Source organism: Providencia manganoxydans, from assembly GCF_016618195.1.
Taxonomy (GTDB): domain Bacteria; phylum Pseudomonadota; class Gammaproteobacteria; order Enterobacterales; family Enterobacteriaceae; genus Providencia; species Providencia manganoxydans.
In genome coordinates, this window is sequence record NZ_CP067099.1 from 362,195 (window position 1) to 385,577 (window position 23,383).

Annotated in this window: 18 protein-coding genes; 8 read left to right on the top strand and 10 right to left on the bottom strand. The window is 41.6% G+C overall.

The features are described 5' to 3' along the window. The first annotated feature begins 177 nt into the window (after nucleotides 1-177). On the top strand, nucleotides 178-1,053 hold the full coding sequence (locus JI723_RS01610) for a LysR family transcriptional regulator (RefSeq protein WP_140179688.1): 876 nt from the start codon (nucleotides 178-180) through the stop codon (nucleotides 1,051-1,053). Between the two features lie 53 nt (nucleotides 1,054-1,106). On the opposite strand, the gene glnG is transcribed toward JI723_RS01610, so the two are convergent. The 4 genes from glnG to JI723_RS01630 all read right to left on the bottom strand — a co-directional run bounded on the left by glnG (nucleotide 1,107) and on the right by JI723_RS01630 (nucleotide 6,531). Then, nucleotides 1,107-2,534, bottom strand: a complete 1,428-nt coding sequence (gene glnG, locus JI723_RS01615; protein WP_070929454.1) for a nitrogen regulation protein NR(I) — start codon at nucleotides 2,532-2,534, stop codon at nucleotides 1,107-1,109. Nucleotides 2,535-2,543: 9 nt separating this feature from the next. Next, entirely contained in the window at nucleotides 2,544-3,593 is a 1,050-nt protein-coding gene (gene glnL, locus JI723_RS01620) for a nitrogen regulation protein NR(II) (protein ID WP_140179684.1), read from the bottom strand. 178 nt (nucleotides 3,594-3,771) lie between these two features. Beyond that, nucleotides 3,772-5,181 carry a glutamate--ammonia ligase gene (gene glnA / locus JI723_RS01625; RefSeq protein ID WP_272580499.1) on the bottom strand — a complete coding sequence of 470 codons (1,410 nt, stop codon included), beginning with the start codon at nucleotides 5,179-5,181 and terminating at the stop codon, nucleotides 3,772-3,774. Nucleotides 5,182-5,772: 591 nt separating this feature from the next. Further along, nucleotides 5,773-6,531 carry a tetratricopeptide repeat protein gene (locus tag JI723_RS01630; RefSeq protein WP_337979741.1) on the bottom strand — a complete coding sequence of 253 codons (759 nt, stop codon included), beginning with the start codon at nucleotides 6,529-6,531 and terminating at the stop codon, nucleotides 5,773-5,775. A gap of 405 nt (nucleotides 6,532-6,936) precedes the next feature. Between JI723_RS01630 and JI723_RS01635 the strand changes: the two genes are divergently transcribed. Beyond that, the gene (locus JI723_RS01635; protein ID WP_140179678.1) at nucleotides 6,937-8,118 is read left to right on the top strand and encodes an alpha/beta hydrolase family protein; all 1,182 of its coding nucleotides are present in this window, start codon (nucleotides 6,937-6,939) and stop codon (nucleotides 8,116-8,118) included. A 67-nt stretch (nucleotides 8,119-8,185) separates the two neighbouring features. Here the strand turns inward: JI723_RS01635 and JI723_RS01640 are convergent, their stop codons facing one another. Beyond that, nucleotides 8,186-8,914, bottom strand: coding sequence for a PadR family transcriptional regulator (locus tag JI723_RS01640; protein ID WP_272580496.1), 729 nt, complete (start codon nucleotides 8,912-8,914; stop codon nucleotides 8,186-8,188). Nucleotides 8,915-9,333: 419 nt separating this feature from the next. On the opposite strand from JI723_RS01640, the gene typA reads away from it, so the two are divergent. Next, nucleotides 9,334-11,157, top strand: coding sequence for a ribosome-dependent GTPase TypA (gene typA, locus JI723_RS01645; RefSeq protein ID WP_140179675.1), 1,824 nt, complete (start codon nucleotides 9,334-9,336; stop codon nucleotides 11,155-11,157). 77 nt (nucleotides 11,158-11,234) lie between these two features. Here typA and ascB read toward each other — a convergent pair whose 3' ends face one another. Both ascB and ascF read right to left on the bottom strand, forming a co-directional pair. After that, the gene (gene ascB, locus JI723_RS01650; protein ID WP_272580495.1) at nucleotides 11,235-12,665 is read right to left on the bottom strand and encodes a 6-phospho-beta-glucosidase; all 1,431 of its coding nucleotides are present in this window, start codon (nucleotides 12,663-12,665) and stop codon (nucleotides 11,235-11,237) included. 21 nt (nucleotides 12,666-12,686) lie between these two features. Continuing rightward, a complete protein-coding gene (gene ascF / locus JI723_RS01655; protein WP_272580494.1) occupies nucleotides 12,687-14,138 on the bottom strand; it encodes a PTS cellobiose/arbutin/salicin transporter subunit IIBC in 1,452 nt (483 codons plus the stop codon). Between the two features lie 201 nt (nucleotides 14,139-14,339). On the opposite strand from ascF, the gene JI723_RS01660 reads away from it, so the two are divergent. From JI723_RS01660 to fabY, 4 genes are all read left to right on the top strand, one after another. After that, nucleotides 14,340-15,362, top strand: coding sequence for a LacI family DNA-binding transcriptional regulator (locus JI723_RS01660; protein WP_140179669.1), 1,023 nt, complete (start codon nucleotides 14,340-14,342; stop codon nucleotides 15,360-15,362). A 281-nt stretch (nucleotides 15,363-15,643) separates the two neighbouring features. Next, complete coding sequence (gene yihX / locus JI723_RS01665; protein ID WP_070929436.1) at nucleotides 15,644-16,258, top strand: glucose-1-phosphatase; 615 nt, start codon at nucleotides 15,644-15,646, stop codon at nucleotides 16,256-16,258. A 201-nt stretch (nucleotides 16,259-16,459) separates the two neighbouring features. Next, complete coding sequence (gene dtd / locus JI723_RS01670) at nucleotides 16,460-16,897, top strand: D-aminoacyl-tRNA deacylase (RefSeq protein ID WP_070929434.1); 438 nt, start codon at nucleotides 16,460-16,462, stop codon at nucleotides 16,895-16,897. A 23-nt stretch (nucleotides 16,898-16,920) separates the two neighbouring features. Continuing rightward, nucleotides 16,921-17,844, top strand: coding sequence for a fatty acid biosynthesis protein FabY (fabY, locus tag JI723_RS01675; protein ID WP_070929432.1), 924 nt, complete (start codon nucleotides 16,921-16,923; stop codon nucleotides 17,842-17,844). A 144-nt stretch (nucleotides 17,845-17,988) separates the two neighbouring features. On the opposite strand, the gene JI723_RS01680 is transcribed toward fabY, so the two are convergent. Both JI723_RS01680 and JI723_RS01685 read right to left on the bottom strand, forming a co-directional pair. Beyond that, nucleotides 17,989-19,776, bottom strand: coding sequence for an AsmA family protein (locus tag JI723_RS01680; RefSeq protein ID WP_272580493.1), 1,788 nt, complete (start codon nucleotides 19,774-19,776; stop codon nucleotides 17,989-17,991). A 97-nt stretch (nucleotides 19,777-19,873) separates the two neighbouring features. After that, nucleotides 19,874-21,256 (bottom strand): uracil-xanthine permease family protein, encoded by a 1,383-nt coding sequence (locus tag JI723_RS01685; protein ID WP_272580492.1) that lies wholly within the window; start codon nucleotides 21,254-21,256, stop codon nucleotides 19,874-19,876. A gap of 244 nt (nucleotides 21,257-21,500) precedes the next feature. Between JI723_RS01685 and gltS the strand changes: the two genes are divergently transcribed. After that, nucleotides 21,501-22,715: a sodium/glutamate symporter gene (gltS, locus tag JI723_RS01690; protein ID WP_070929426.1), complete on the top strand. Its 1,215-nt coding sequence runs from the start codon at nucleotides 21,501-21,503 to the stop codon at nucleotides 22,713-22,715. Between the two features lie 84 nt (nucleotides 22,716-22,799). On the opposite strand, the gene JI723_RS01695 is transcribed toward gltS, so the two are convergent. After that, nucleotides 22,800-23,348, bottom strand: a complete 549-nt coding sequence (locus JI723_RS01695; RefSeq protein WP_272580491.1) for an NADPH-dependent FMN reductase — start codon at nucleotides 23,346-23,348, stop codon at nucleotides 22,800-22,802. Between the last annotated feature and the right edge of the window lie 35 nt (nucleotides 23,349-23,383).

The window sequence follows — 23,383 nt, forward strand, 5'->3', positions numbered from 1 at the left end:
CATAGAGTTATCCGTTAAAGTAAAAGTTTTAATTATTGCTAGTGAATTTCAGGTATGCTGCTATTTTAGTTTAATCTGTCTCTTAAATAGGTGTTAACCTGCTGTGGATATCAAGTATGCCTACTTTAAATAACGATTTAAAACGATATAAAATTCGATGAGATAAAAGAAAAACTTATGACAGATAGCTATCGTCACCGCCTTCCTTTAAATGCCTTAAGAGCATTTGAGGCTTCAGCGAGACATTTAAGTTTTACGCGAGCGGGGTTAGAGTTAAGTGTTACTCAGGCCGCAGTAAGCCAACAGGTGCGTTTACTTGAAGAGCAACTCGGAGTGGTATTATTTATTCGTTTGCCGAGAGGACTTGCGCTAACAGATGAAGGGTTAGCCTTACTCCCCGTTTTGAGCCGTTCTTTTGATCAAATAGAGTCTTTGTTGCAGCAATTTGAAGATGGTCATTACCATGAGGTGCTGAGTGTTTCGGTCGTGGGAACATTTGCTGTTGGTTGGCTATTGCCTCGATTAGCGGCCTTTGCTGATCTTTATCCGTATATTGATTTACGTATCATGACGCATAACAACGTGGTCAATTTAGCCGCAGAAGGCGTCGATTTTGCCATCCGTTTTGGTGAAGGCTTGTGGCCATTAGCTGAAAATACACCTTTGTTTTCGGCGGCTCATACGGTGCTGTGTTCTGAAAAAATCGCAAACAAACTCAGTCATCCCTTAGATCTTAAAGAGCATAATTTGATGCGTTCTTATCGTAAAGATGAGTGGGAAAAATGGCAGATTGCAGCCGATCTTGAACCATGGCGCGTCAAAGGGCCGATATTTGATTCATCAAGGTTAATGGTTGAAGCGGCATTATTGACTGACAGTATCGCTTTAGCACCTAGTTGCATGTTTGAACATGAGCTCAGTGCAGGAACATTAGTACAACCTTTTGAGACGAGTGTGACGCTTGGCGGGTACTGGTTGAGCCGTTTAAAATCACGTCCGGTGACCTCAGCCATGATGATTTTTCAAAATTGGCTACTGGCTGAGGTGAAATGATCGGCGAGCAAACGAATATCGTTAAGCCATTCTAACTTTGGAAAATAGAGGCTTTATTCGATCCCCAACTCTTTTAATTTACGCGTTAATGTATTACGGCCCCAACCGAGTAAACGTGCAGCTTCTTGCTTATGTCCTTTGGTGTATTTCAATGCACAATTCAGCATGGTGTGCTCCATTAACGGTGTGGTTTGTGCAAGTAAGTTTTCTTTACCATCGGCAAGTGCATCTCGAGTCCAGCGCTCAAGTAACTCAAACCATGGCACATTGCTAGGCATTGGTGAGGTCGTTACATCTTCTTGATGACGATTATCCAATAAATCCTCTGGCAAATCTTGTGGGAGGATCTCTTGGCTGGCAGCCATGACAGTCAACCAACGGCAGACATTTTCTAACTGCCTAACATTACCAGACCAATAATAGTGTTGGAGAATATGCAGGCTATCTGGATGTAGTACCTTGCTATCAACACCCAATTCTTTGGCGGTATTTTGTAAAAAGTAGTGGGCAAGGCGTGGAATATCTTCAGTTCTTTCTCTTAATGGCGGTAATTGGACTCGAATGACATTTAAGCGATGAAATAAATCTTCGCGGAATAAGCCTTCTTTTACCCGTTTTTCGAGATCTTGGTGAGTTGCTGCAATAATCCGTACATCGACTTTCACCGGTGTATAACCGCCAATACGATAAAATTGCCCTTCAGCGAGTACGCGCAATAGCCGAGTTTGAATATCTAAAGGCATGTCACCAATTTCATCCAAGAACAACGAGCCGCCATTCGCTTGTTCGAAACGCCCTTGTCTGACTTGTGTTGCCCCAGTAAATGCCCCTTTTTCGTGGCCAAACAGTTCGGATTCAATCAAATCTTTGGGGATCGCAGCCATGTTAAGCGCAATAAAAGGCCCATTAGCACGTGGGCTGTGCTGGTGTAGGGCATGTGCAACGAGCTCTTTACCGGTACCTGACTCGCCATTAATAAGGACACTAATCGATGAACGAGAGAGGCGACCAATGATGCGATAAACATCCTGCATCGCGGGTGCTTCACCAATCATGGTGGAAGATACGCTGTCAGTCTTTAGTTTACTGTCTTTTTCTATGTGATTTTGCTCTCGACTATGGCTTAACGCACGTTCAACTAAAGCAACGGTTTCATCGATATCAAAAGGTTTGGGTAAATAATCAAAAGCACCTGATTGATAAGCATTGACCGCTGCATCAAGATCAGAGTGTGCGGTCATAATAATAATAGGTAGCAGTGGGTGAGATTGTTTTAGCTGATTGAGTAACGCTAAACCATCGACACCCGGCATGCGAATGTCTGATAACAATACATCAGGTTGGCCATGTTCTAAGGCCTCAAGGACACTATCGGCACTATCAAAACAGGTACATTGAAATGATGCGCTATTAAGTGCTCTTTCAAGCACCCAGCGGATAGAACTGTCATCATCAACAACCCAAATTTTTCCCTGTTGCATTGTCACCTCCTATTTTTTAATTGGCAGATAAATAGAAAACTCGGTATGACCGGGCCAACTGGTAAATTCAATTTTGCCTGAATGTTGATCAATTAAGCTGTGTACAATAGATAAACCGAGTCCAGTACCTCCCGCTCGGCCGCTGACCATCGGATAAAACAGCGTATCTTGGAGAGACAGTGGGATCCCCGGTCCATCATCTTCAATATCAATACGTGCAGCGAGTCGATAACGTTCACCTTGCAACATAACTTGAAAAGCAGTGCGTGTGCGTAGTGTGATGGTACCACCAGTATCTGCGAGTGCTTGTAAGGCATTACGAATAATATTTAGTAGAACTTGCTCTATTTGATCTGGATAGTATTCCAGATCAGGCAAACTAGGGTCGTAATCGCGGATCAAATTCACATTATCTGGTTTTTCTAATGAAACTAAACGAGCAATATTTTCAGCGCTATGATGAATACTTTGCTGTGTTTTTGGCCCGGGGTATTGTGGGCCGAGCAACCGATCAACCAAGGCTCTTAGCCTATCAGCTTGCTCGATGATGACTTGGGTATACTCATTAAGTTGGGGTTCAGGTAACGCTTTAGCAAGCAATTGAGCTGCACCTCTTAATCCACCCAATGGATTTTTAATTTCGTGGGCTAGACCGCGGATCAACTCTCTTGCTGCCAGTTGCTGAGCATTCTGTGCCTGCTCTTGGCTGAGGCGGCGTTGACTATCGAGTTGGGAAAGCTCCAGCAAAATAAATTGTGCTGAAAAAGGCTGCGCGCTTAACGACATTACATGGGAATGATTATTAAATACTAAGGTGACCTCATTATCTGTAAAGCTATGACCTTCCTTTAGGCTATTAATCATTAACTCATCATTTAATGAACAATAACTACAGAGTACAGGTAATGGAGTACCATATATTTTGCGTTGGCTTTGTGCGAGGATTTGCAGTGCAGCGTGATTGGCGTAATGGATCACTAGGTCATAATCAACGATTAAGACGCTGTTTAACAGTGAATCAAGGATGTACTCTGGTGCTGGCAAATGTTCGGTTTTCATGTAATTCTGCTCCTGCACTATTTTGGTGCATTATACTTGATTTACCCAACAAAGCTGCAATTTGAATCAGGATACGGTCAATTAAATGTTGCCTGCAAAAAATCGTGAGGGAGAAAAGGCCCCATCAAAGATGGGGCAAATGTTTCACGGCAACAAAGACTAACAGTGGAACGGCGTGTTACACACTGTAGTACATTTCAAATTCTAATGGGTGTGGCGTCATGCGGACACGTTGAATGTCGCCACGCAGCAACTCGATATAAGCATCAATAGCATCATTAGTGAAAACACCGCCACGGGTTAAGAACTCGCGGTTTTTATCCAATTCAGCTAATGCTTCTTCTAATGAGCCAGCCACAGTTGGAATTTCTTTTGCTTCTTCTGGTGGCAAGTCATACAGGTTTTTATCCATTGCATCACCCGGGTGGATCTTGTTGATGATCCCATCAAGGCCAGCCATTAGCTGTGCTGCAAACGCTAAGTATGGGTTTGCTGCTGGATCTGGGAAGCGAACTTCGATACGACGTGCTTTGGTGCTTGCAACCACAGGGATACGGATTGATGCAGAGCGGTTACGCGCAGAATAAGCTAACATAACGGGTGCTTCATAACCCGGAACTAAACGCTTGTATGAATTAGTTGTAGGGTTCGTGAAGGCATTCAGTGCGCGAGCATGCTTGATGATCCCGCCAATATAGTACAGTGCCATTTCAGATAAACCGCCGTATTTGTCACCCGCAAACAGGTTGATACCATCTTTTGACAGCGACATATGGCAGTGCATACCTGAGCCGTTATCACCAACTAATGGTTTTGGCATAAAGGTTGCTGTTTTACCATAAGCGTGAGCGACGTTATGCACAACATACTTATAGATCTGGGTTTCATCCGCTTTTTTGGTCATCGTATTAAAGCGGCATGCCACTTCGTTTTGGCCTGCTGTGGCAACTTCATGGTGGTGAGCTTCAACGACTAAGCCCATTTCTTCCATCGTGGTACACATTGCAGAGCGTAGATCTTGTGAGGAATCGACGGGTGGTACTGGGAAATAACCGCCTTTAACACCCGGACGATGGCCTTTGTTGCCACCTTCATATTTAGTGCCAGTGTTCCAAGCTGCTTCGATATCATCGATTTGGTAGAAGCTATTATGCATGCTATTACCGAAGCGGATGTCATCAAAGATAAAGAATTCAGGCTCAGGGCCAAACAGAACGGTATCCGCGATGCCACTTGAACGCAGAAAATCTTCAGCGCGTTGAGAAATTGAACGTGGGTCGCGGTCATAGCCTTGCATGGTGCCCGGCTCAAGAATGTCACAGCGAATAATTAGTGTAGGATCAGCGAAGAACGGGTCAAGCATCGCTGTTGATGGATCTGGCATCAGTACCATGTCAGATTCGTTGATGCCTTTCCAGCCACCAATTGATGAACCATCAAACATTTTACCTTCTTCAAAGAAATCTTCGTTGACTTGGTGAGCAGGGATGGTGATATGTTGCTCTTTACCTTTTGTATCAGTAAAACGCAAATCGATAAATTTTACTTTGTGCTCTTCTATCAGCGATAAAACGTGTTCTGCGGACATCGTCGGCTCTCCTGGTCAGGTCGGGGTCTGCAAAATAACCACATATACTCGTCATACTTCAAGTTGCAGCGTTGTTGAGTTACGCTCATTCGCGCGCCAGTCACAGACTTATGTATGCTCCTAGCGACTCATTCACTTGTCGCCTAGCTGCACCTCGAATTATTTAGAGTATATAATGGTGTTACTTTGTGCAGTTATTTTTGGGCTTTTCAGCTTTAATTATTTAAGATGTAACTTTCTCACTAATAAGTATAAGCGAAAACCATGCCAACTTTTTAAAATCGCGGGAATACTGGGTATTACAAGGTTATGGCAAATGAGTCAGATAATAAATGGGGCTTATTGCACCGATTTGGTGCGTTTTGTGGTTTTTATTGCACCAATTTGGTGCGCAATCATGTAAGGGGAACATTTATAGTGCATATAAAGCGTTTAATCACTTAACAATCGTCTATTTTGAGTGAATGTATTTATTAAATAAGATGTAAGTATGTTAGTTATTCTAGGATTGATTATTAAGCGATAATTAAATTGTTATTTTACTCATTAGGTAATCATTTTTATTTCTATAAAAAACATATTAAATATGATTCAACTATCATGCTTATTTTGTGTTTTTATTTTTAATAAATTTAGTCTGGATCTAGCGATATCCAATCCTAATGAATAAGCTTTATCATACCACTCTTTAGCTTTTTCGATATCTACAGGTACGCCAAGCCCTTTTTCATATAGGTAACCAATATTATACATAGCACCAGCATCATTTTTAGATGCGGATTTTAAATACCATTCCATCGCCTTTTTGTAATCAATATCTACGCCTAAACCGTGTTGATAGAGATAGGCTATGTTATTTGCTGAACTTGTATAGCCATTTTTTTCTGCTTTTTGATACCATTCCATTGCCGCTTGGTAGTCTTGTTGTACTCCATTACCATCATAGTATAAAGAGCCGATATTATTTTGCGCTAATCCAAAATCTTGTTTTGCCGATTTTAAATACCATTTTAATGCATTATCATAATTTTTTTCAACGCCTAAACCTTGACTATACAAGTAACCAATATAGGCTTGAGCTTTAGGATTATTACTTTCAGATGCCTTCATTAGCCATTTCATGGCTTTTTTATAATCAGTGGCAAATAACTCTCCTTTTATATAAAGATCACCTACAGTTGTTTGAGCTTCGGAATTTCCATTTTCGGCTGATAATAAATAATATTTTTTAGAGTAATAGTGATTTTTAACAAGATAATAATTTCCAATATATAATTGAAAGCTTGAGAGAGAGGATTTTATTATTTTTATACTGGCATCTGTGTTAGAAGCATAAGATTGAGTACTCATCACTAACATCAACGATATCAAAAAAAGAGTTGAATTTTTTTTTATAGAAAACATAGGCTCTTCCGAATATATAATTTGATTTATCTTATATTTTTCAATTAAGTGTATAAACAAAAAAGAATAAAAATATCTAGCCTAAAACGTATTGATTTAGTCATTTAATGATGTATTTGATAGTTTATCGCTCACCAAATAAAAAATCTTTTTATGTGACACCTGTAGGTTGAAATAATTGTTAATTAAATGTTAACTTTGGGGTGGCTATTTTTTGTTCGTTTGTAGGAGCCTCGTTGATAAAAATAGCAAAGCTACAGTAAATGTAATTATATCATTAAATTACAATCATAGGTCGTATAGGAGAAAACTTAAAACGGCTAAATTTAATTCACTTAAAGAGAACATATAATGCTAAATGGCATCTATCAGCACATTAAATCGAAATTGTTCTTATTCTTAGGACTGATGCTTGCTTGTCTATATGCAGTTCCTGCTGTTTCGGATAATTTAAAGGCAGGGCAGTTATTAACTAGCCGCTTATTAGATTCAGGCACCCGCTATGAGAACGCAGAAAAAGAATATCTTATTTCTTATCTTTCCACGTCACCAAATAATGAGCTTGTTACCGTTTTTGGCCGCATTGCGATACCGAAAGGCACCGCACCTGAAAAGGGTTATCCTGTTCTGAGCTGGGGAAATGGGACAACAGGTGTCGCCCCACAGTGCTCGCCTTCGCTAGATAATAACCCTGATAGAGATGCTTATTTGAATACAGCGTTGGCACATGGCTATGCTGTACTGCGTACTGATTATGCTAGGTGGGGGGCTGATGGTCCGCGTTTAGAGCTGAATGGGCAAAGCAATGCGAATAATATTGCAGACATCGTTTCTGCGGCTCATCAACTTCCTGAAAATTTGGCAAATGAATGGGTGGCAGTTGGACATAGTTTAGGTGGTGGTGCTGTATTGTGGACTGCAAGTTTACCACCAAATGAAAAATACCCGCTAAAAGGTGCTGTAGCGCTTGCACCAGTCGGGCCTGGAGTACTCAAGTTTATTGAGTCAGTTGCAGAGGGCTCTGCGCCTAAAGAGGCACAATTCTTTATTGCTGTCACTGTGCTTGGTGCGAAGGCGACAGACCCATCAATAGACATTAATAAGCTTGCAGATAACTCGATATTGCCTCAGTTTGATGCGGCGCAACACATGTGTGTAGGGGAGTTGGCTGCATTAAAACCATTGCCTCAGGGTAAATACTTAAAAGAGGGTGCGGATTTGGATAAGGTTAAACGGTTTTTATTAGCACAAGATCCATCCTCCTTAAAATTAAATGTGCCGGTTTTACTCATCCAAGGCTCAGAAGATAAAACAACAGTCACACCAGAAACAACGAAACAGATGATGCAGGCACTGTGCAACAGCGGCAATAACGTATTATATAAAGAATATGCAGGGCAGACTCATCGCTCGGTGATTGATGCTTCGAAGAAGAACACATTTGATTTTATACAAAAAATTAGCTCACCTGAGTTAATGAATGAAACTGTAAAAGAGAATGGGTTATTGGGCTGCGAAGCCTCTAAGCTATAAATAGAAATGACCAGCCTTGTATTGCTATATGGTAGATACAAGGCTGATAGTCAGGGTAATAATATAGCTATTCAACATCATGGTCGGTGAGCAGAGTATTGACTTGCTCTATCTGTTGTACAGCATCATTAATGATCTGGGCTATTTGGCGAGTTTGTGTTTCATTTAGCTGCTTGAGTACCATTTTATGGCGTAATAGTGCTTTGAAACGATGAACCGCCATTTCGATATCCTCAGCTAAATTGCCGCCGTGTTGCATATCACGTGCTTTTGCGAGTTTACGAAAAATTGTTGCTTCCGTTTCTTGGTTAAGCTGTAAGTGCTCAGCACCTTCAGCGGTGATCTTAAAGCTTTTACGATTACGCTCTACGATTTCTGATTCAAGAAAACCTTGTTCTTCAAGTAACGTGAGAGTAGGGTAAATGACACCAGGGCTTGGGACATAAAGACCACTAGAAGCTTCTTGAATATCTTTAATGATTTCGTAACCATAGCTTGGTTTTTTAGCGACCAACGAAAGTACCATAATGTGTAAATCACCGTGATCGAATAAACGGCGTAGTCCACGAGCTTTACGGCGACCTTCACCATGCCCACGACCTTCGCCGTGACAGTGACGACCTTCACCATGCCCACGACCTTCGCCGTGACAGTGACGACCTTCACCGTGTCCACGACCTTCGCCGTGACAATGACGACCTTCATCATGTCCATGACCTTCGCCATGACAACATTGGTGACCATGTCCGTCTTCATGGCGTGAATGATAAACATGACGGCAAGAATGAATTCGCATATAATTCTCCTTATTTAGATATATCGAATTGATTTATGATAAATATAATCCGATATATCTAATTGGTCAATTTAGATATATCTAAATGTCCAAAAAGGGTCGAAAAATAAACTTTCAAAAACAAAGTCTATTTTTTATTCTTTTTTTTAGCTGATAAGCATGACGATATAGCGTATTATGCTGTTACTTTGTGATTTATCAGTACTGATACCAGTTATTTTCTGCTATATTCCGCGTTTGTTACGCAACTGAATGTTTTTTAGTTAAAAACTTTTTATACAGTGATGAGTTTCACATTTATTCCACTTGTGCGGAAAAACGTGTAAAATAACAGCAAATTAACGTAGAAAGTATGCTTCCTAATAAACATAGGCTTAATAAAGCATATTCCTTTCCTGTCAATTAAACGGTAAAAATCCTTGTCAATTCAAAACTTAAGAAATATCGCCATCATCGCTCACGTTGACCATGGCAAGACAACACTGGTTGGTAAATTATTGCAGCAATCGGGCACGTTCGGTGAACGTGAAACTGTCGATGAGCGTGTTATGGACTCCAATGACTTGGAGAAAGAGCGTGGTATTACCATCCTTGCTAAAAACACCGCTATCCAATGGAATGGTTATCACATCAATATCGTAGACACCCCAGGCCACGCCGATTTCGGTGGTGAGGTTGAGCGCGTTATGTCTATGGTTGACTGTGTTTTACTGGTGGTTGATGCGATGGACGGCCCAATGCCGCAAACTCGCTTCGTAACGCAAAAAGCGTTTGACCACGGTCTGCGTCCAATTGTTGTTATTAACAAAGTTGACCGCCCTGGTGCGCGCCCTGATTGGGTTGTTGACCAAGTATTCGACTTATTCGTTAACTTAGGTGCGACGGATGAGCAACTTGATTTCCCTATCGTTTATGCCTCTGCATTAAACGGTATTGCGGGTCTTGATCACACTGATATGGCAGAAGACATGACTCCACTATACGAAGCTATTGTGGAACACGTTGAGCCGCCAAAAGTCGATCTGGAAGGTCCTTTCCAGATGCAAGTTTCCCAATTAGATTACAATAGCTACTTAGGTGTTATTGGTATTGGTCGTATTAAACGTGGTGTTGTGAAACCTAACCAACAAGTCACTGTGATTGATAGCGAAGGTAAAACTCGCAACGGTAAAATTGGTAAAGTTCTGACTCACTTAGGTTTAGAGCGTATCGATTCTCAACAAGCAGAAGCTGGCGACATTGTTGCTCTAACTGGTTTGGGTGAACTGAATATTTCTGACACTATTTGTAACGTTGGTAATGTTGAAGCACTGCCTGCGTTAGCAGTTGATGAGCCAACAGTTAGCATGTTCTATTGCGTTAACACCTCACCATTCTGTGGTCGTGAAGGTAAATACGTGACTTCTCGTCAGATCCTTGACCGTCTGAACAAAGAACTGGTTCATAACGTAGCGTTACGTGTTGAAGAAACTCAAGATCCTGATGCATTCCGTGTTTCTGGTCGTGGTGAGCTACACTTATCTGTTCTGATCGAAAACATGCGTCGTGAAGGTTTTGAGTTGGCAGTGTCTCGTCCTAAAGTTATTTACCGTGAGGTTGATGGACGTAAACAAGAGCCATTTGAGCAAGTCACCTTAGACGTTGAAGAGCAGCACCAAGGCGACGTTATGAAAGCATTGGGTGAGCGTAAAGGTGATCTGCGTGACATGATGCCAGATGGTAAAGGCCGCGTACGTCTTGACTATATCATCCCTAGCCGTGGTTTGATTGGCTTCCGTACTGAATTCATGACAATGACTTCAGGTACAGGTCTACTGTATTCAACATTCAGCCACTATGACGATGTTCGCCCAGGTGAAATCGGTGGCCGTCAAAACGGTGTGTTGATTTCAAATGGTCAAGGTAAAGCAGTTGCTTACGCTCTGTACAGCCTGCAAGATCGCGGTAAATTGTTCTTAGGCCATGGTGCTGAAGTGTATGAAGGCCAAATCATTGGTATTCACTCACGTTCCAATGACCTGACAGTTAACTGCTTAACAGGTAAAAAACTGACTAACATGCGTGCATCAGGTACTGATGAAGCAACCACTTTGTCACCACCAATCAAAATGACTCTGGAACAAGCACTTGAGTTTATTGATGATGATGAATTAGTGGAAGTTACACCACAGTCAATTCGTCTGCGTAAGCGTCACTTGACAGAGAACGATCGCCGTCGTGCAAGTCGTTCAAAAGAAGACTAATTATTATTAGTTTTTATTAAGAAAGCGCCCTAATTGGGCGCTTTCAAATTATTGGCAAACATATCATGTTTGGCGGCTTACTCTAGGCTACTGCCATTACTGGCAATTACCTGCTTATACCAATGAAATGATTTTTTGGGTGTACGTTTCCGAGAACCATTTCCTTTATCATCTAAGTCAACGTAGATAAAACCGTAGCGCTTACTCATTTCACCAGTAGATGCCGAAACGAGATCAATACAGCCCCATGAAATATATCCAATTATAGGAATGCCATCTTCAATCGACTCTGCTATCTCTTTAATATGCGCACGTAAATAATTAATGCGATAATCATCGTCAACTACACCCTGAACATTCATCAAGTCTCTTGCTCCAAGCCCATTTTCTACTAGAAACAGCGGTTTTTGATAGCGGTCATATAGGGTGTTCATGGTAATACGCAGACCTAGTGGGTCTATGTTCCAGCCCCATTCGCTAGTAGAAATGTATGGATTTGGAAGTGATTCAACCAGATTAGCTTTACTCAAATTATTTTTATTCATCTCTGCTGAAGCGCATCGTGAAGCATAGTAGCTGAAAGAAACGAAATCTACGGTGTTTTTAAGGATCTCATCGTCGCCTGGCTCGGTAATAATTTCGATATTTTTCTCTCGGAACATTCTTTTCGCATAGGATGGATAAGCACCTCGTGCTTGAACATCAATGAAAAAAAGATTTTCACGATCTTTTTCCAGTGCAGCCCAAACGTCCTCGGGTTTACAGCTATATGGATAGAAATTACCACCCGCTAGCATGCAACCAATCTGATTTTCTGGGTTTATTTCATGAGCGATTTTAGTGACCAATGCGCTAGCGATCAGCTCATGGTGTGCAGCTTGGTATATCACCTGCTCTTTATTTTCCCCTTCTTTGAATACTAGCCCTGCGCCAGAGAATGGGCTATGCAGCACGATATTGATTTCATTGAAGGTTAACCAATACTTTACTAAGCCGTTAAATTCCTTGATGCAAGTACGAGCGTAATGACAAAAAAACTCCACCATTTTACGGTTGTACCAAGAACCATATTCACGAACCAAATGCATTGGTACATCGAAATGACATAAAGTCACCAATGGTTCAATGTTGTATTTTTTACATTCAGTAAACAGGTCATGATAAAATTTGAGTCCCTGTTTATTTGGTGTTTTTTCATCACCCTTCGGAAATATACGGCTCCATGCAATTGAGGTCCTAAATACGGTAAACCCCATTTCAGCGAGTAGAGCAATATCTTCTTTATAATGATGATAAAAATCAATTGCTTGATGACTAGGATAATATTCATCATCATACACTTGGAACCGCGTATCTAAACCTAATTTTACATTAAGACGTTTTTCACCATAGGGGATCACATCCACGGTACTCAGCCCTTTACCCTCTTCCAGATAAGCTCCTTCAGCCTGATTAGCCGCTATTGCACCTCCCCACAGAAAGCCTTTTGGAAATACTGTCTTTGTCATATCTACCTCAGCTGATTAATACTATTTCGCTAGATTAATTTGTGTTGCGGATCCTGTTGTACTGCTCTGTTCGTTATGTTCTTCTTCGATAGGAATATCTTTGAAACCAAGAATAAGCGTAATGACAAATGAGAGCACAATGGCGAGGATCATGACGGCAACAACCCAAACAATGCTGATTGGGTTGAGCGGGTCGAAAAATTGGACGCTAGTAAATAAGCCAGGTGAAGCCATTGAATGGCTAGCTAATCCGCCGATAGCAGCGACTGCACCACAGATAAACCCACTTATAAGCGATGCGATTAAAGGGCGTTTAAGCCGTATTACTACACCGTATAATGCGGGCTCAGAGATACCTGCCACAATTGCTGACGTAGCGGCAGCGAGTGCTGTTTGACGTAGCGCTGGGTTTTTTGTACGTAAAGCCACTGCAAGAGAGCATCCACCCAGAGAGAGGTTGGCACCAATCTCTGACGGCATAACAATGCCTTCTTTCCCCGTCTCTGCGATGGTTTGAATAATTGTAGGGGTAAATACGCGGTGCATACCTGTCATCACTAAGAGTGGCCATATAGCTCCCATGATGGCAATCGCTAGCCAGCCCAAATACCCGTGTATGGTATATATCAACCAAGAAATGGCACTACCAATCCAAATCCCTATTGGTCCGATTAGCAGGATCGCTATTGGAGCCGCAACAAGTATGATCAACATCGGTTTTAAGAAGTTTTTTGTCACCGCTGGTGTAATACGGTCGATCCCTCTTTCAATATAGGAAAGTAGCCATGTCATTACCATTACAGGAATAACCGTATAGGTATACTTCATTGGCGTGAGATGTATTCCCATAAAGTCAACGGATTGCCCCTGAGCGGCCTTTTCCATTAGGCTGATAAAGGAGGGATGGACTAAAATCCCAGCAATAGCAATTGCTAACGACATGTTGGTATTGAATTTTTTTGCCGCGGAAGCAGCCACCATTACAGGCAAGAAGAAAAATGCACCATCACCAATTAAATTAAGGATAATCAGTGTAGAAGACGTCTTGTCTAACCAACCCGCCATTTCAAGTGTCATCGCGAGTAGTTTAACCATTGAACCGCCAATTATTGCTGGAATAAGTGGTGACATAATGCCGATTAAGGCATCTAAAATTCCGGCAAAAACGCTTTTCAAGGTTATTTTATTTTTTCTGGTCGATACGGCTGCTGATTTAACATTTTCATCTAAATGCTTTAATACATCTGCATAGGTTTTAGCAACCGTATTTCCGATTATGACTTGGCATTGTCGCTCACTTTTTACTACACCAAGCACACCAGAGATCAGTTTTAACTTTGCGGTATCAACCACATTATCTTCGAGCAGTACGAAACGTAAACGAGTCATACAGTGAGTTACCGCTACCACATTTTTAGATCCCCCTAATGCCTCAAGGATCTGTAGGGATATATCTACATTATTATTTTTCATGAGTAAGGTGCTCTTATTATGATTTGTATCTTTTAGGTAACCGGTTCCACAAATAATGTTTTTATAATTTAAATATGGCAATGGAAATTTTTCATTTATTTCCAATTTGTGATTTGTATTAAAAAATGGAGCTCGTTTCGTCAGTTGGATAAAAATGTGTAGAATAGTTAAAAGTGCAGAGGCCATAGGAAGTATTTGTTTATGTCAACAATGCAGGAAGTAGCGAAAAAAGCAGGTGTGTCGAAAGCCACTGTTTCACGGGTACTGACAGGGAAAGGTTATGTAAGTGAAGCGACTAAGATTTTGGTTTATCAAGCGATTGAAGAAATTGGTTATCGACCAAATCTAATCGCGCGTAATCTAGCAACCAGTAAGTCCGGCTATATTGGCCTTGTTGTGACAAATACGTTATATAGAGGCAATTACTTCAGTGAGTTGTTATCACAAACCGCACTGCAACTCGAAGCCAGTGGGCGTCAAATCATTCTTGTTGATGGTAAACATAGCGCTCGTGAGGAACATGAAGCCGTTCAGTTTTTGCTCGATTTATGTTGTGATGCAGTGATCATCTATCCACGTTTTTTGAGTGTGGATGAAATGGATTTGCTTATTGAACAGTATAAACAACCCATTATTGTGATGAATCGTAAGTTGCGTAAACACCAAAGCCATTGCGTTTGTTGTGACCACAAAGGTTCTAGTTACACAGCGACTCGCTACTTAATTGACCGTGGACATCATGACATTGCTTTTATTTGTGGTGCTCTTGACTCTCCTACAGCAATAGAGCGATTGTCCGGTTACAAAGAAGCTCTGGAACATGCAGGGCTTCTGATACAAGATGATTTGATTGTATCCGGTAAATGGACATCTGCTAGTGGTGCTGCTGCCATTGAAAAACTGCTCGCGACTGAATGTAAATTTAGCGCGGTACTGGCGAGTAATGACGATATGGCTATTGGTGCTATGAAGCAGTTAAATCAGTCAGGTTTAAGTGTTCCACAGGATGTTTCTATCATTGGCTTTGATAATATCCCGCCTTCCGCATTTTTGAATCCAGCACTATCCAGTGTTAAAGAGCCCGTTAGCGAGATGATCCATGATGTAGTAAACCGTTTGATAGCTATGTTGGACGGAGGCTATTTTTCCAAAGATAATCTCTACACCTCTGAATTGATTATTCGAGATTCAGTGGTTAATGGTCCTCATTTTTTAGTAAAATAAGTAGGTTAGAGAAAATAGATAGTCAAATATCAGTTCGCGTTTCATCGTGTAAATTATCATTGAAAAGCTACCTTGCTCCACGTTTGAATGAGTATAACGACATGACCATACGTTATCTCCTGTTGGGGCGTATCAGGCTAGGTTCTTGGGTTTTATATTGCTGTGATTGGCAGCGCTAACATAGTGATTAATAAAAAAACACACATAATCTGTAATTAGTGCTGTTCAGCTGTATGAATAATGATTAAAGTGAATTTAGTTAACAACTAAGAGGAAACGGTATGCTGTATATTTTCGATATGGGTAATGTGATTATTGATATCGACTTTAATCGTGTTTTTGATAAATGGTCAGAGTTGAGCGGTACGCCATCTGAAGAAATCAAATCACGGTTTACTTTTGGGAATGTCTTCCAACAACATGAGTGTGGCAAGATCTCAGATATCGAATTTGCCGAGCTACTTTGTGAAGAGCTGAATATTACACTCAGTTTTGAAGAGTTTGCTGAAGGTTGGCACGCGATCTTTATGGCAGTAAGACCTGAAGTCATCGATATTATGGCGCGCCTGCGTGAGCAAGGGCATCGTGTGGTAGTGCTATCTAATACCAATCGCCTGCACCTAGATTACTGGCCTGAGCACTATCCTGAAATTGCAGCTTCCTCTGATTTTCTCTATCTCTCTCAAGATTTGGGTATGCGTAAACCCGATCCGGAAATTTATAAATATGTTTTGGAATCTGAAGAGTTTGATGCTGCTGACGCCATATTCTTTGATGACGTTGAAGCCAATATTCAAGCCGCAGAGGCATTAGGCATTAAAGGTATTCATGTTGTTAACAAAGACACTGTACCTGAATACTTCCGTACTTATGACTTCAATGCTGAAGTCGAATAATTGCGCCATATCACCGTGGAGCAGCAGCCTATACTCTACATAATTCAAGGTGTAGTTAGGTGACAAGTCAATGAGTCACCCGGCGCATAGATAACTGTGTGACGGGTGTGAGTGAGTGTAGTCACCATACCTCAGCGTAAAGCGCTGCAACTTGAAGGATGGCGAATATAAGAAGTTACTCCATTTTTTGACAGAGTTACCATGATTGCATTAATACAGAGAGTCACTCACGCAGCGGTGGTTGTTGATGAGCAAGTGGTTGGTCAAATCAATTCTGGGTTATTAGTTCTACTTGGTGTTGAAAAAGACGACGACGAACAAAAAGCGAAACGGTTGTGTGAAAAAGTACTTGGTTATCGAATTTTTAGTGACGAACAGGGAAAAATGAACCTGAATGTTCAACAGGCAGGTGGCAGTTTACTCGTTGTTTCCCAATTTACATTGGCGGCAGATACCAAAAAAGGGATGAGACCCAGCTTTTCTGGGGGGGCAGAGCCTACACGAGCAGACCAACTATATCAATACTTTGTAGAGCAAAGCCGTCAACAAGGTGTTATCACTGAAACCGGACAATTTGCCGCAGATATGCAAGTCAGTCTAACCAATGACGGGCCAGTGACTTTCTGGTTGCAAGTCTAATTTGATTACTAAAGGGGGAGACGATGTACCATCTGCGCGCACCTAAAGACGATGCTGAATTTGACGCTTACTACCAGTTTCGCTGGGAGATGTTACGTAAACCCTTTAATCAGCCCCTTGGTTCCGAAAAAGACGGTTATGACTTAACAGCGCACCATCAGATGGTGGTTGATGATAAAAATCGCATCTTAGCAATAGGTCGTTTATACATCAATGCAGATAATGAGGGAGCTATTCGTTTCTTAGCTGTTAATCCTGTCATGCAAGGAAAAGGGCTGGGAAAGCTAATTTTAATGGCTTTGGAGTCCATCGCACGCCAAGAAAGTGTTAAACGAATTGTCTCAAGCGTTCGTGAAGAAGCGGTTCCCTTCTTTAAGAAAATTGGCTTTGAAAGCCGCGGCCTGATTGCGGGTGAATTGAAAACACCTGTGCGTCATTATTTAATGATCAAACCTATAGAAACACTCGATCAAATCCTTCATCGCCCTGATTGGTGTGGTGAGCTACAACAAGCTTGGTACAAATATATCCCATTGAGCGAAAAAATGGGGGTGCGGGTTGAACAATACACAGGGCAAAAATTTATTACCACGATGCCTGAAGCGGGTAATAAAAATCCCCATGAAACGATTTTCGCAGGTAGCCAATTCTCTCTTGCTACCCTAACGGGCTGGGGATTGATTTGGCTATTGATGCAGGAGCATCAATTGGGTGGTGATATTGTTTTAGTGGATGCAAATGTCCGTTATAGCAAGCCTGTTAGTGGCAGACCAACAGCTGTCGCTGATATGTCACATATGAGCGGTGATCTTGATCGCCTTGCCAGAGGGAGTAAGGCTAGGGTTAAGCTTGAAGTGATGGTCAGCGGAGCAAACAATGAGGTTGGTGCTGTTTTTAGCGGCGTATACATGGTATTACCCGTTGAAAAACGAATGAAAGCAAGCTAATAGGAAAGTATTTTCGGCGGTAATCGTTCGGGATTATGAGATAAACGAGGAAAATCAATTCATTGATTTTCGGCTGATAACCCGATTTTATTTCGCTTCGTTAGCAACCTCAGTAGGCCAGTGATTACACTGGCCTACTGTTTTTTACTGGGTGATCAGCGCAGGTAGCTGTTCACTTGTGGGTAACTGATACGTTGGTGACGTTTCGGGTATAGGCTGCGATTCTACTGGCGGTGCATCACTTTCCACTGACGATGTGATGACTCCGTTAACCACTGTTCGGTACATTTGTTTCCCTTGTAGTGGTGTTGCGACTAACTCACCGTTAAGGCTTTTCTCTACCGATGGGGCGAATAGATCACCTTGCAGTGTGGTATCAAAATCGCCAATTACAAGTGGTGGGAAACCCTGCCAGCCCCACTGATTCAACGCAGAGAGAGAGATATTAGTACCAGATGCACGTAGTAAGAAAGGGGTTTTCTGAGGCGATTGCTTCACTAATAGCCCCAGTTTTACAATTCCGCTATCTGTACTGGCCGTTAATGAAGCGGCAGCGGAAGATTGACCACTTTGACGTAAATCCATATAAGGCCGGCGTACCATAACTTGGTTGATGGTACCGCTGTCTGCATTAAATGAGGCTTTACCGCTCCAAACCCCCCATTGTTTTTGTTTAATGAGACTGACGTTTTCGATATTGCCGCTAAGTGCAGTAAATTCAAATGGGAAACTGGCATCAATATTCATTAATAAAGATTGAGACAAGGCGAATTGTTTGATCGTTAAGCCTGATAGCCATTGTGGTGATGGTTGGCTGAAAAAGTTTAGCCATGTTTCAGGTAAGGTATACAAAATACCGGCAAGTTTTCCTTCATTGATAGTTAAGGTTCTATCATTACGCTGCCAGATAGCGTTCAGGCTAAATACACCTTTGTAGTAATAACCTGAGAGCTTTTCTATATTTAGGTTATCGCCTTGGATCTTGATATCACCAATCAGCGTATCAAGCTGCTGATCATTAATGACTAATTGATTAAGGCTAAAATTTATATGGCTTTCTGGGGTGCTCCAGCTACCTCTAACCCAATCAAGGTGGTCTATTTCAGCGTTAAGGCCAGAAACTGCCCAATCTTTACCTTGCAGATCAACATTGGTGAGTGCGACTTTTTTGAGTGAAATCGGCTGATCGCTATCAATCGCATCGCCTAATGAGGCAAAAGGAATGCTATTTTGCCAACCTACTTTGTCCATGACTAACGAATCAACCGTGATAGAACCATCAGCTAATTTTTTCCCTGAGCCTTTGATGTAACCATTATTCAAATAACCATTTGCATCAGTAAACTCGGTGAGATTTTCTTGTAGTTTACCCGTGATTGCGACATTTTTTAGGGGTAACTCATTGATGTTTAATTGTTTGGTTGTAAAACGGAAATCGCCATGACCAAATGGATAATTGGTGCTTGGAGCCCATGGAGTGATGCCGCCTGTAAATCCAGACACTTGGATTTTGTTAGTCCCTTGGCTTAATTGAATACTGCTATTTTCAAACTGTAATATATTGGCACTTAAAGGAATTGGGGTAGGAGACTCTGAGGTTGCGGCAATTAAATTACCTTGTGTGATCACTAAGCGGCGAATTGCAGTACCACTAAACAGGTTACGCCAATTGATTTCGACAACGACTTGTTTTGCATCTAATGCGAGATCTTGATTGCGTGAAGTGAGTTTGACATCTTGAAAAATGAATTCACCAGCGTTGGAAAATTCATGACCCATGATCCCAACATCAATATCATAATTGGTGAATTTACTTAAAAATTGGCTGGCGTAGGATGCGCCCCAGCGTGTCTGCAACCCTGCGTAAGTGATAATAATCACGAGTAATAATAGCAGTATAAGTGCAGTGATGAACTTGGTTAACCACCTCATAGTTTATCTGCCTCTCCATTTCCATATATCAGTTTCAAGGTAGAGTACAGAATAACCGCCAGTGTATGTGTATACAACTCTGGCGGTGAACAAGAGGTTATTTTTCGTGAGGAAAAATTAAATTCAGTACAATTGCGGTTAAACCACCCGCTGCAATACCAGAAGAAAACAGTGTTTTCAGCCAATCAGGTGCAAATTGCAAAATTAAAGGTTGTTGTGAAACCCCCATACCAACAGCAAGTGATAGTGCAATTATCATAATCGCTCGGCGATTTAATGGCTCGCGTGAGACAATGCGTACACCAGATGCGGCAATAGTACCAAACATAACAATTGTTGCTCCACCGAGCACAGGTTCAGGAATTTGTTGGACAAAACCTGCTACCGCAGGGAATAAGCCAAGTAAAACTAACATCAATGCAACGATGTAGCCTACGTAACGACTCGCGACTCCTGTAAGCTGAATAACGCCGTTGTTTTGTCCAAAACAAGAATTTGGGAAGGTGTTAAACACAGCGGAAACCATTGAATTCAGCCCATTGGCCAATACGCCGCCTTTAATGCGTTTCATGTAGATTGGACCACGCACAGGCTGTTCTGAAACATCAGAGGTCGCTGTGATATCACCAATGGTTTCTAAAGAAGTGACCATAAAAATTAGCATCAACGGTATCAGCAAATTCCAGTCAAAGGACAAACCATAATAGAAAGGTTCAGGGATTGTCACCATTGATTGCTCTGCATCGCTTGGTTGTGAGGTCGGTAACATATCCATCCACCAAGCGGCAAGGTAACCAACCGCCATTGCAATGACTAACGAAGCAACGCGTAAATACGGGTTTTTTTGACGATTGAGTAAGATAATAACGACTAATACAATACCGGCTAAGATCAAATAATCAGGGGAGCCGAAAGTATTGTCAGCGATTGCGCTATGACCACCGCCAATAGAGGTTAATCCTACTTGGATAAGTGATAGTCCAATGATCATGACAACGACCCCTGAAACCAATGGGGTGATCACTCGGCGTGCTAAATGTAAAAAGCGAGAGAGAACCACTTCAGTCAGCGCTGCAACCAGTAAGGTACCAAATAGTGCAGCCATCATGGAGGGAATATCTGCGCCACCTTGTTTGAGTGCAACACCGCCCATAATTAAAGGTGCAACAAAGTTGAAACTGGTGCCTTGTATTGACAACAGACCCGAACCAATAGGCCCCCAAGCGCGAATTTGGATCAAAGAAGCAATACCAGAAGCAAACAGTGACATGCTAATAATGCGTTGTGTGTCGTGAGCTGGCAGCCCTAATGATTGGCAAATCAACATAGCAGGGGTGATCACGGCAACAAACATGGCAAGAAGGTGCTGACCTGCTGCAAACAAGGCTTGGGGTAGCGGTGGTCTATCTTCTAAACGATAAATGAGCTCACTTTTTGCCGTTACGTCAACGGCGGATTTTTCGGATGCTTCGGGGTTCATTTTTTAGTTCTCTACCAACAAAAAAAGTATTGTAAAGCGAGTAATTTAAAAAGCAATCGTTTGCGTGAAAAATATTTATCCATATATAGATAAGTAACTTCACATTTTTATATGTTTTAACTTGTGTTTATCTCCGATTTTTTTTCTAATTCGGGTACCTGCTTTTGGCGTTTTAAGGATGAAATTAACGTCTAATTGGTTTTAAATAAATTTGAATAATATTAACAACAGACGAGGTACGTAAATGTATCATCTCGATGTCTACGGTACGCTGGTGGCGGCTACGCTTGTGCTATTGCTCGGACGTAAACTTGTAAAATCAGTTCCTTTCCTCGAAAAATATACTATCCCAGAGCCTGTTGCAGGCGGATTATTAGTGGCTTTTAGTTTACTGGTGATTAAACAAGTATTTGATTGGAGCCTGTCATTTGACTTGTCATTACAAGAGCCAATGATGTTGGCATTCTTTGCGACAATTGGTTTAAACGCAAACTTAGCCAGTTTGAAAGCCGGTGGTAAGGCACTGTTTATCTTTATTTTTGTGGTTGTAGGGTTACTGTTAGTACAAAATACTGTCGGTATCGCCTTAGCCAAATTATTGGGTCTTGACCCTCTTATGGGACTTCTTGCTGGCTCTATCACCTTATCGGGTGGGCACGGTACAGGTGCAGCTTGGGGTAAAATATTTACAGACAGCTACGGTTTTCAAAGTGCAACAGAAGTTGCCATGGCGTGTGCAACGTTTGGATTGGTCCTCGGTGGCTTAATCGGTGGTCCTGTTGCACGTTTTCTCATTCGTAACATCCCAACACCGGGTACAGCGAATGATGATAAAGATGTACCAACAGCATTTGAGAAACCACAATCAGGTCGTATGATCACATCAATGGTATTGATTGAAACCATTGCTATGATTGCAATTTGTTTGATGGCGGGTAGCTACATTGAATCACTATTATCTGGTACCGCGTATGCACTGCCTAAATTTGTCTGTGTGCTGTTTGTCGGTGTGATCTTAAGTAACAGCCTATCTTTAGCTGGTTTCTACCGCGTGTTTGACCGTGCGGTTTCTGTTTTAGGTAACGTCAGTCTGTCACTATTTCTTGCGATGGCACTGATGAGCTTGAAGCTTTGGGAGCTAGCTTCCTTAGCTATCCCAATGCTGATCATTTTAGTCGTTCAAGCTTGTGTTATGGCGGGTTATGCGATTTTTGTCACTTTCCGAGTCATGGGTAAAAACTATGATGCGGCGATATTAGCGGCAGGGCATTGTGGCTTCGGTTTAGGTGCAACACCAACCGCGATTGCAAACATGCAGGCTGTGACAGATAGATTTGGTCCATCACATCTTGCATTCTTAGTTGTCCCAATGGTTGGCGCATTCTTTATTGATATCGTCAATGCGATTGTGATTAAGCTGTACTTAATGTTACCTGTATTCCCTTCAGTGGTTAGTTAACTAATTATAAATCATATAAATAGCAGGTATTGCCGTGAATATAGTTCACGGCAATTTTCGTTTATAGGAAGTATTATTAAGCGGTTAGCGTGATCGGTATAACAAGTTCAGCTGATTGAGTGCTGAAACCAGTTCATCTTCATAATGATAGAGTGACTCGGGATAGTCGGTATCACTATCGGAAGGTGAGAAATTAACGTCGGATAGTTTAATTTCTAAGTTAGTTTCCGTAATACGCATATGAATTCCTTGTAAAACTTGTTGCAATTGCTCTGCGGCTTTTCCTCCACCTCGATTTGCATAACTAACCATTAAGGCGGGTTTGTTGTCCCACTCTTTATACAAATGATCTATCGCATTTTTTAATGCCGCTGGATATCCCCAGTTATATTGTGGAAAAACAAAAATATAAGCATCAGCCTCAGAAATTTTGTTGCTCCAAGCAATTGTATGTTCTTGGGTATATATTCCTTCAGCAGGAAGATAGGGTTCATCATCCATCGGTAAATGCCAATCTTTAAGATCAACGATTTCTGTAAGGAATTTTTTTTCAGTAATATCCTTAACCCAGCGCGCTATCTGAGGGCCTATTCGGGTTTGCCGGACACTACCAATTAAGATTTGTATCTTCATGTTCCACTATCTCTTTTGGTTGTGTACTTTAATTT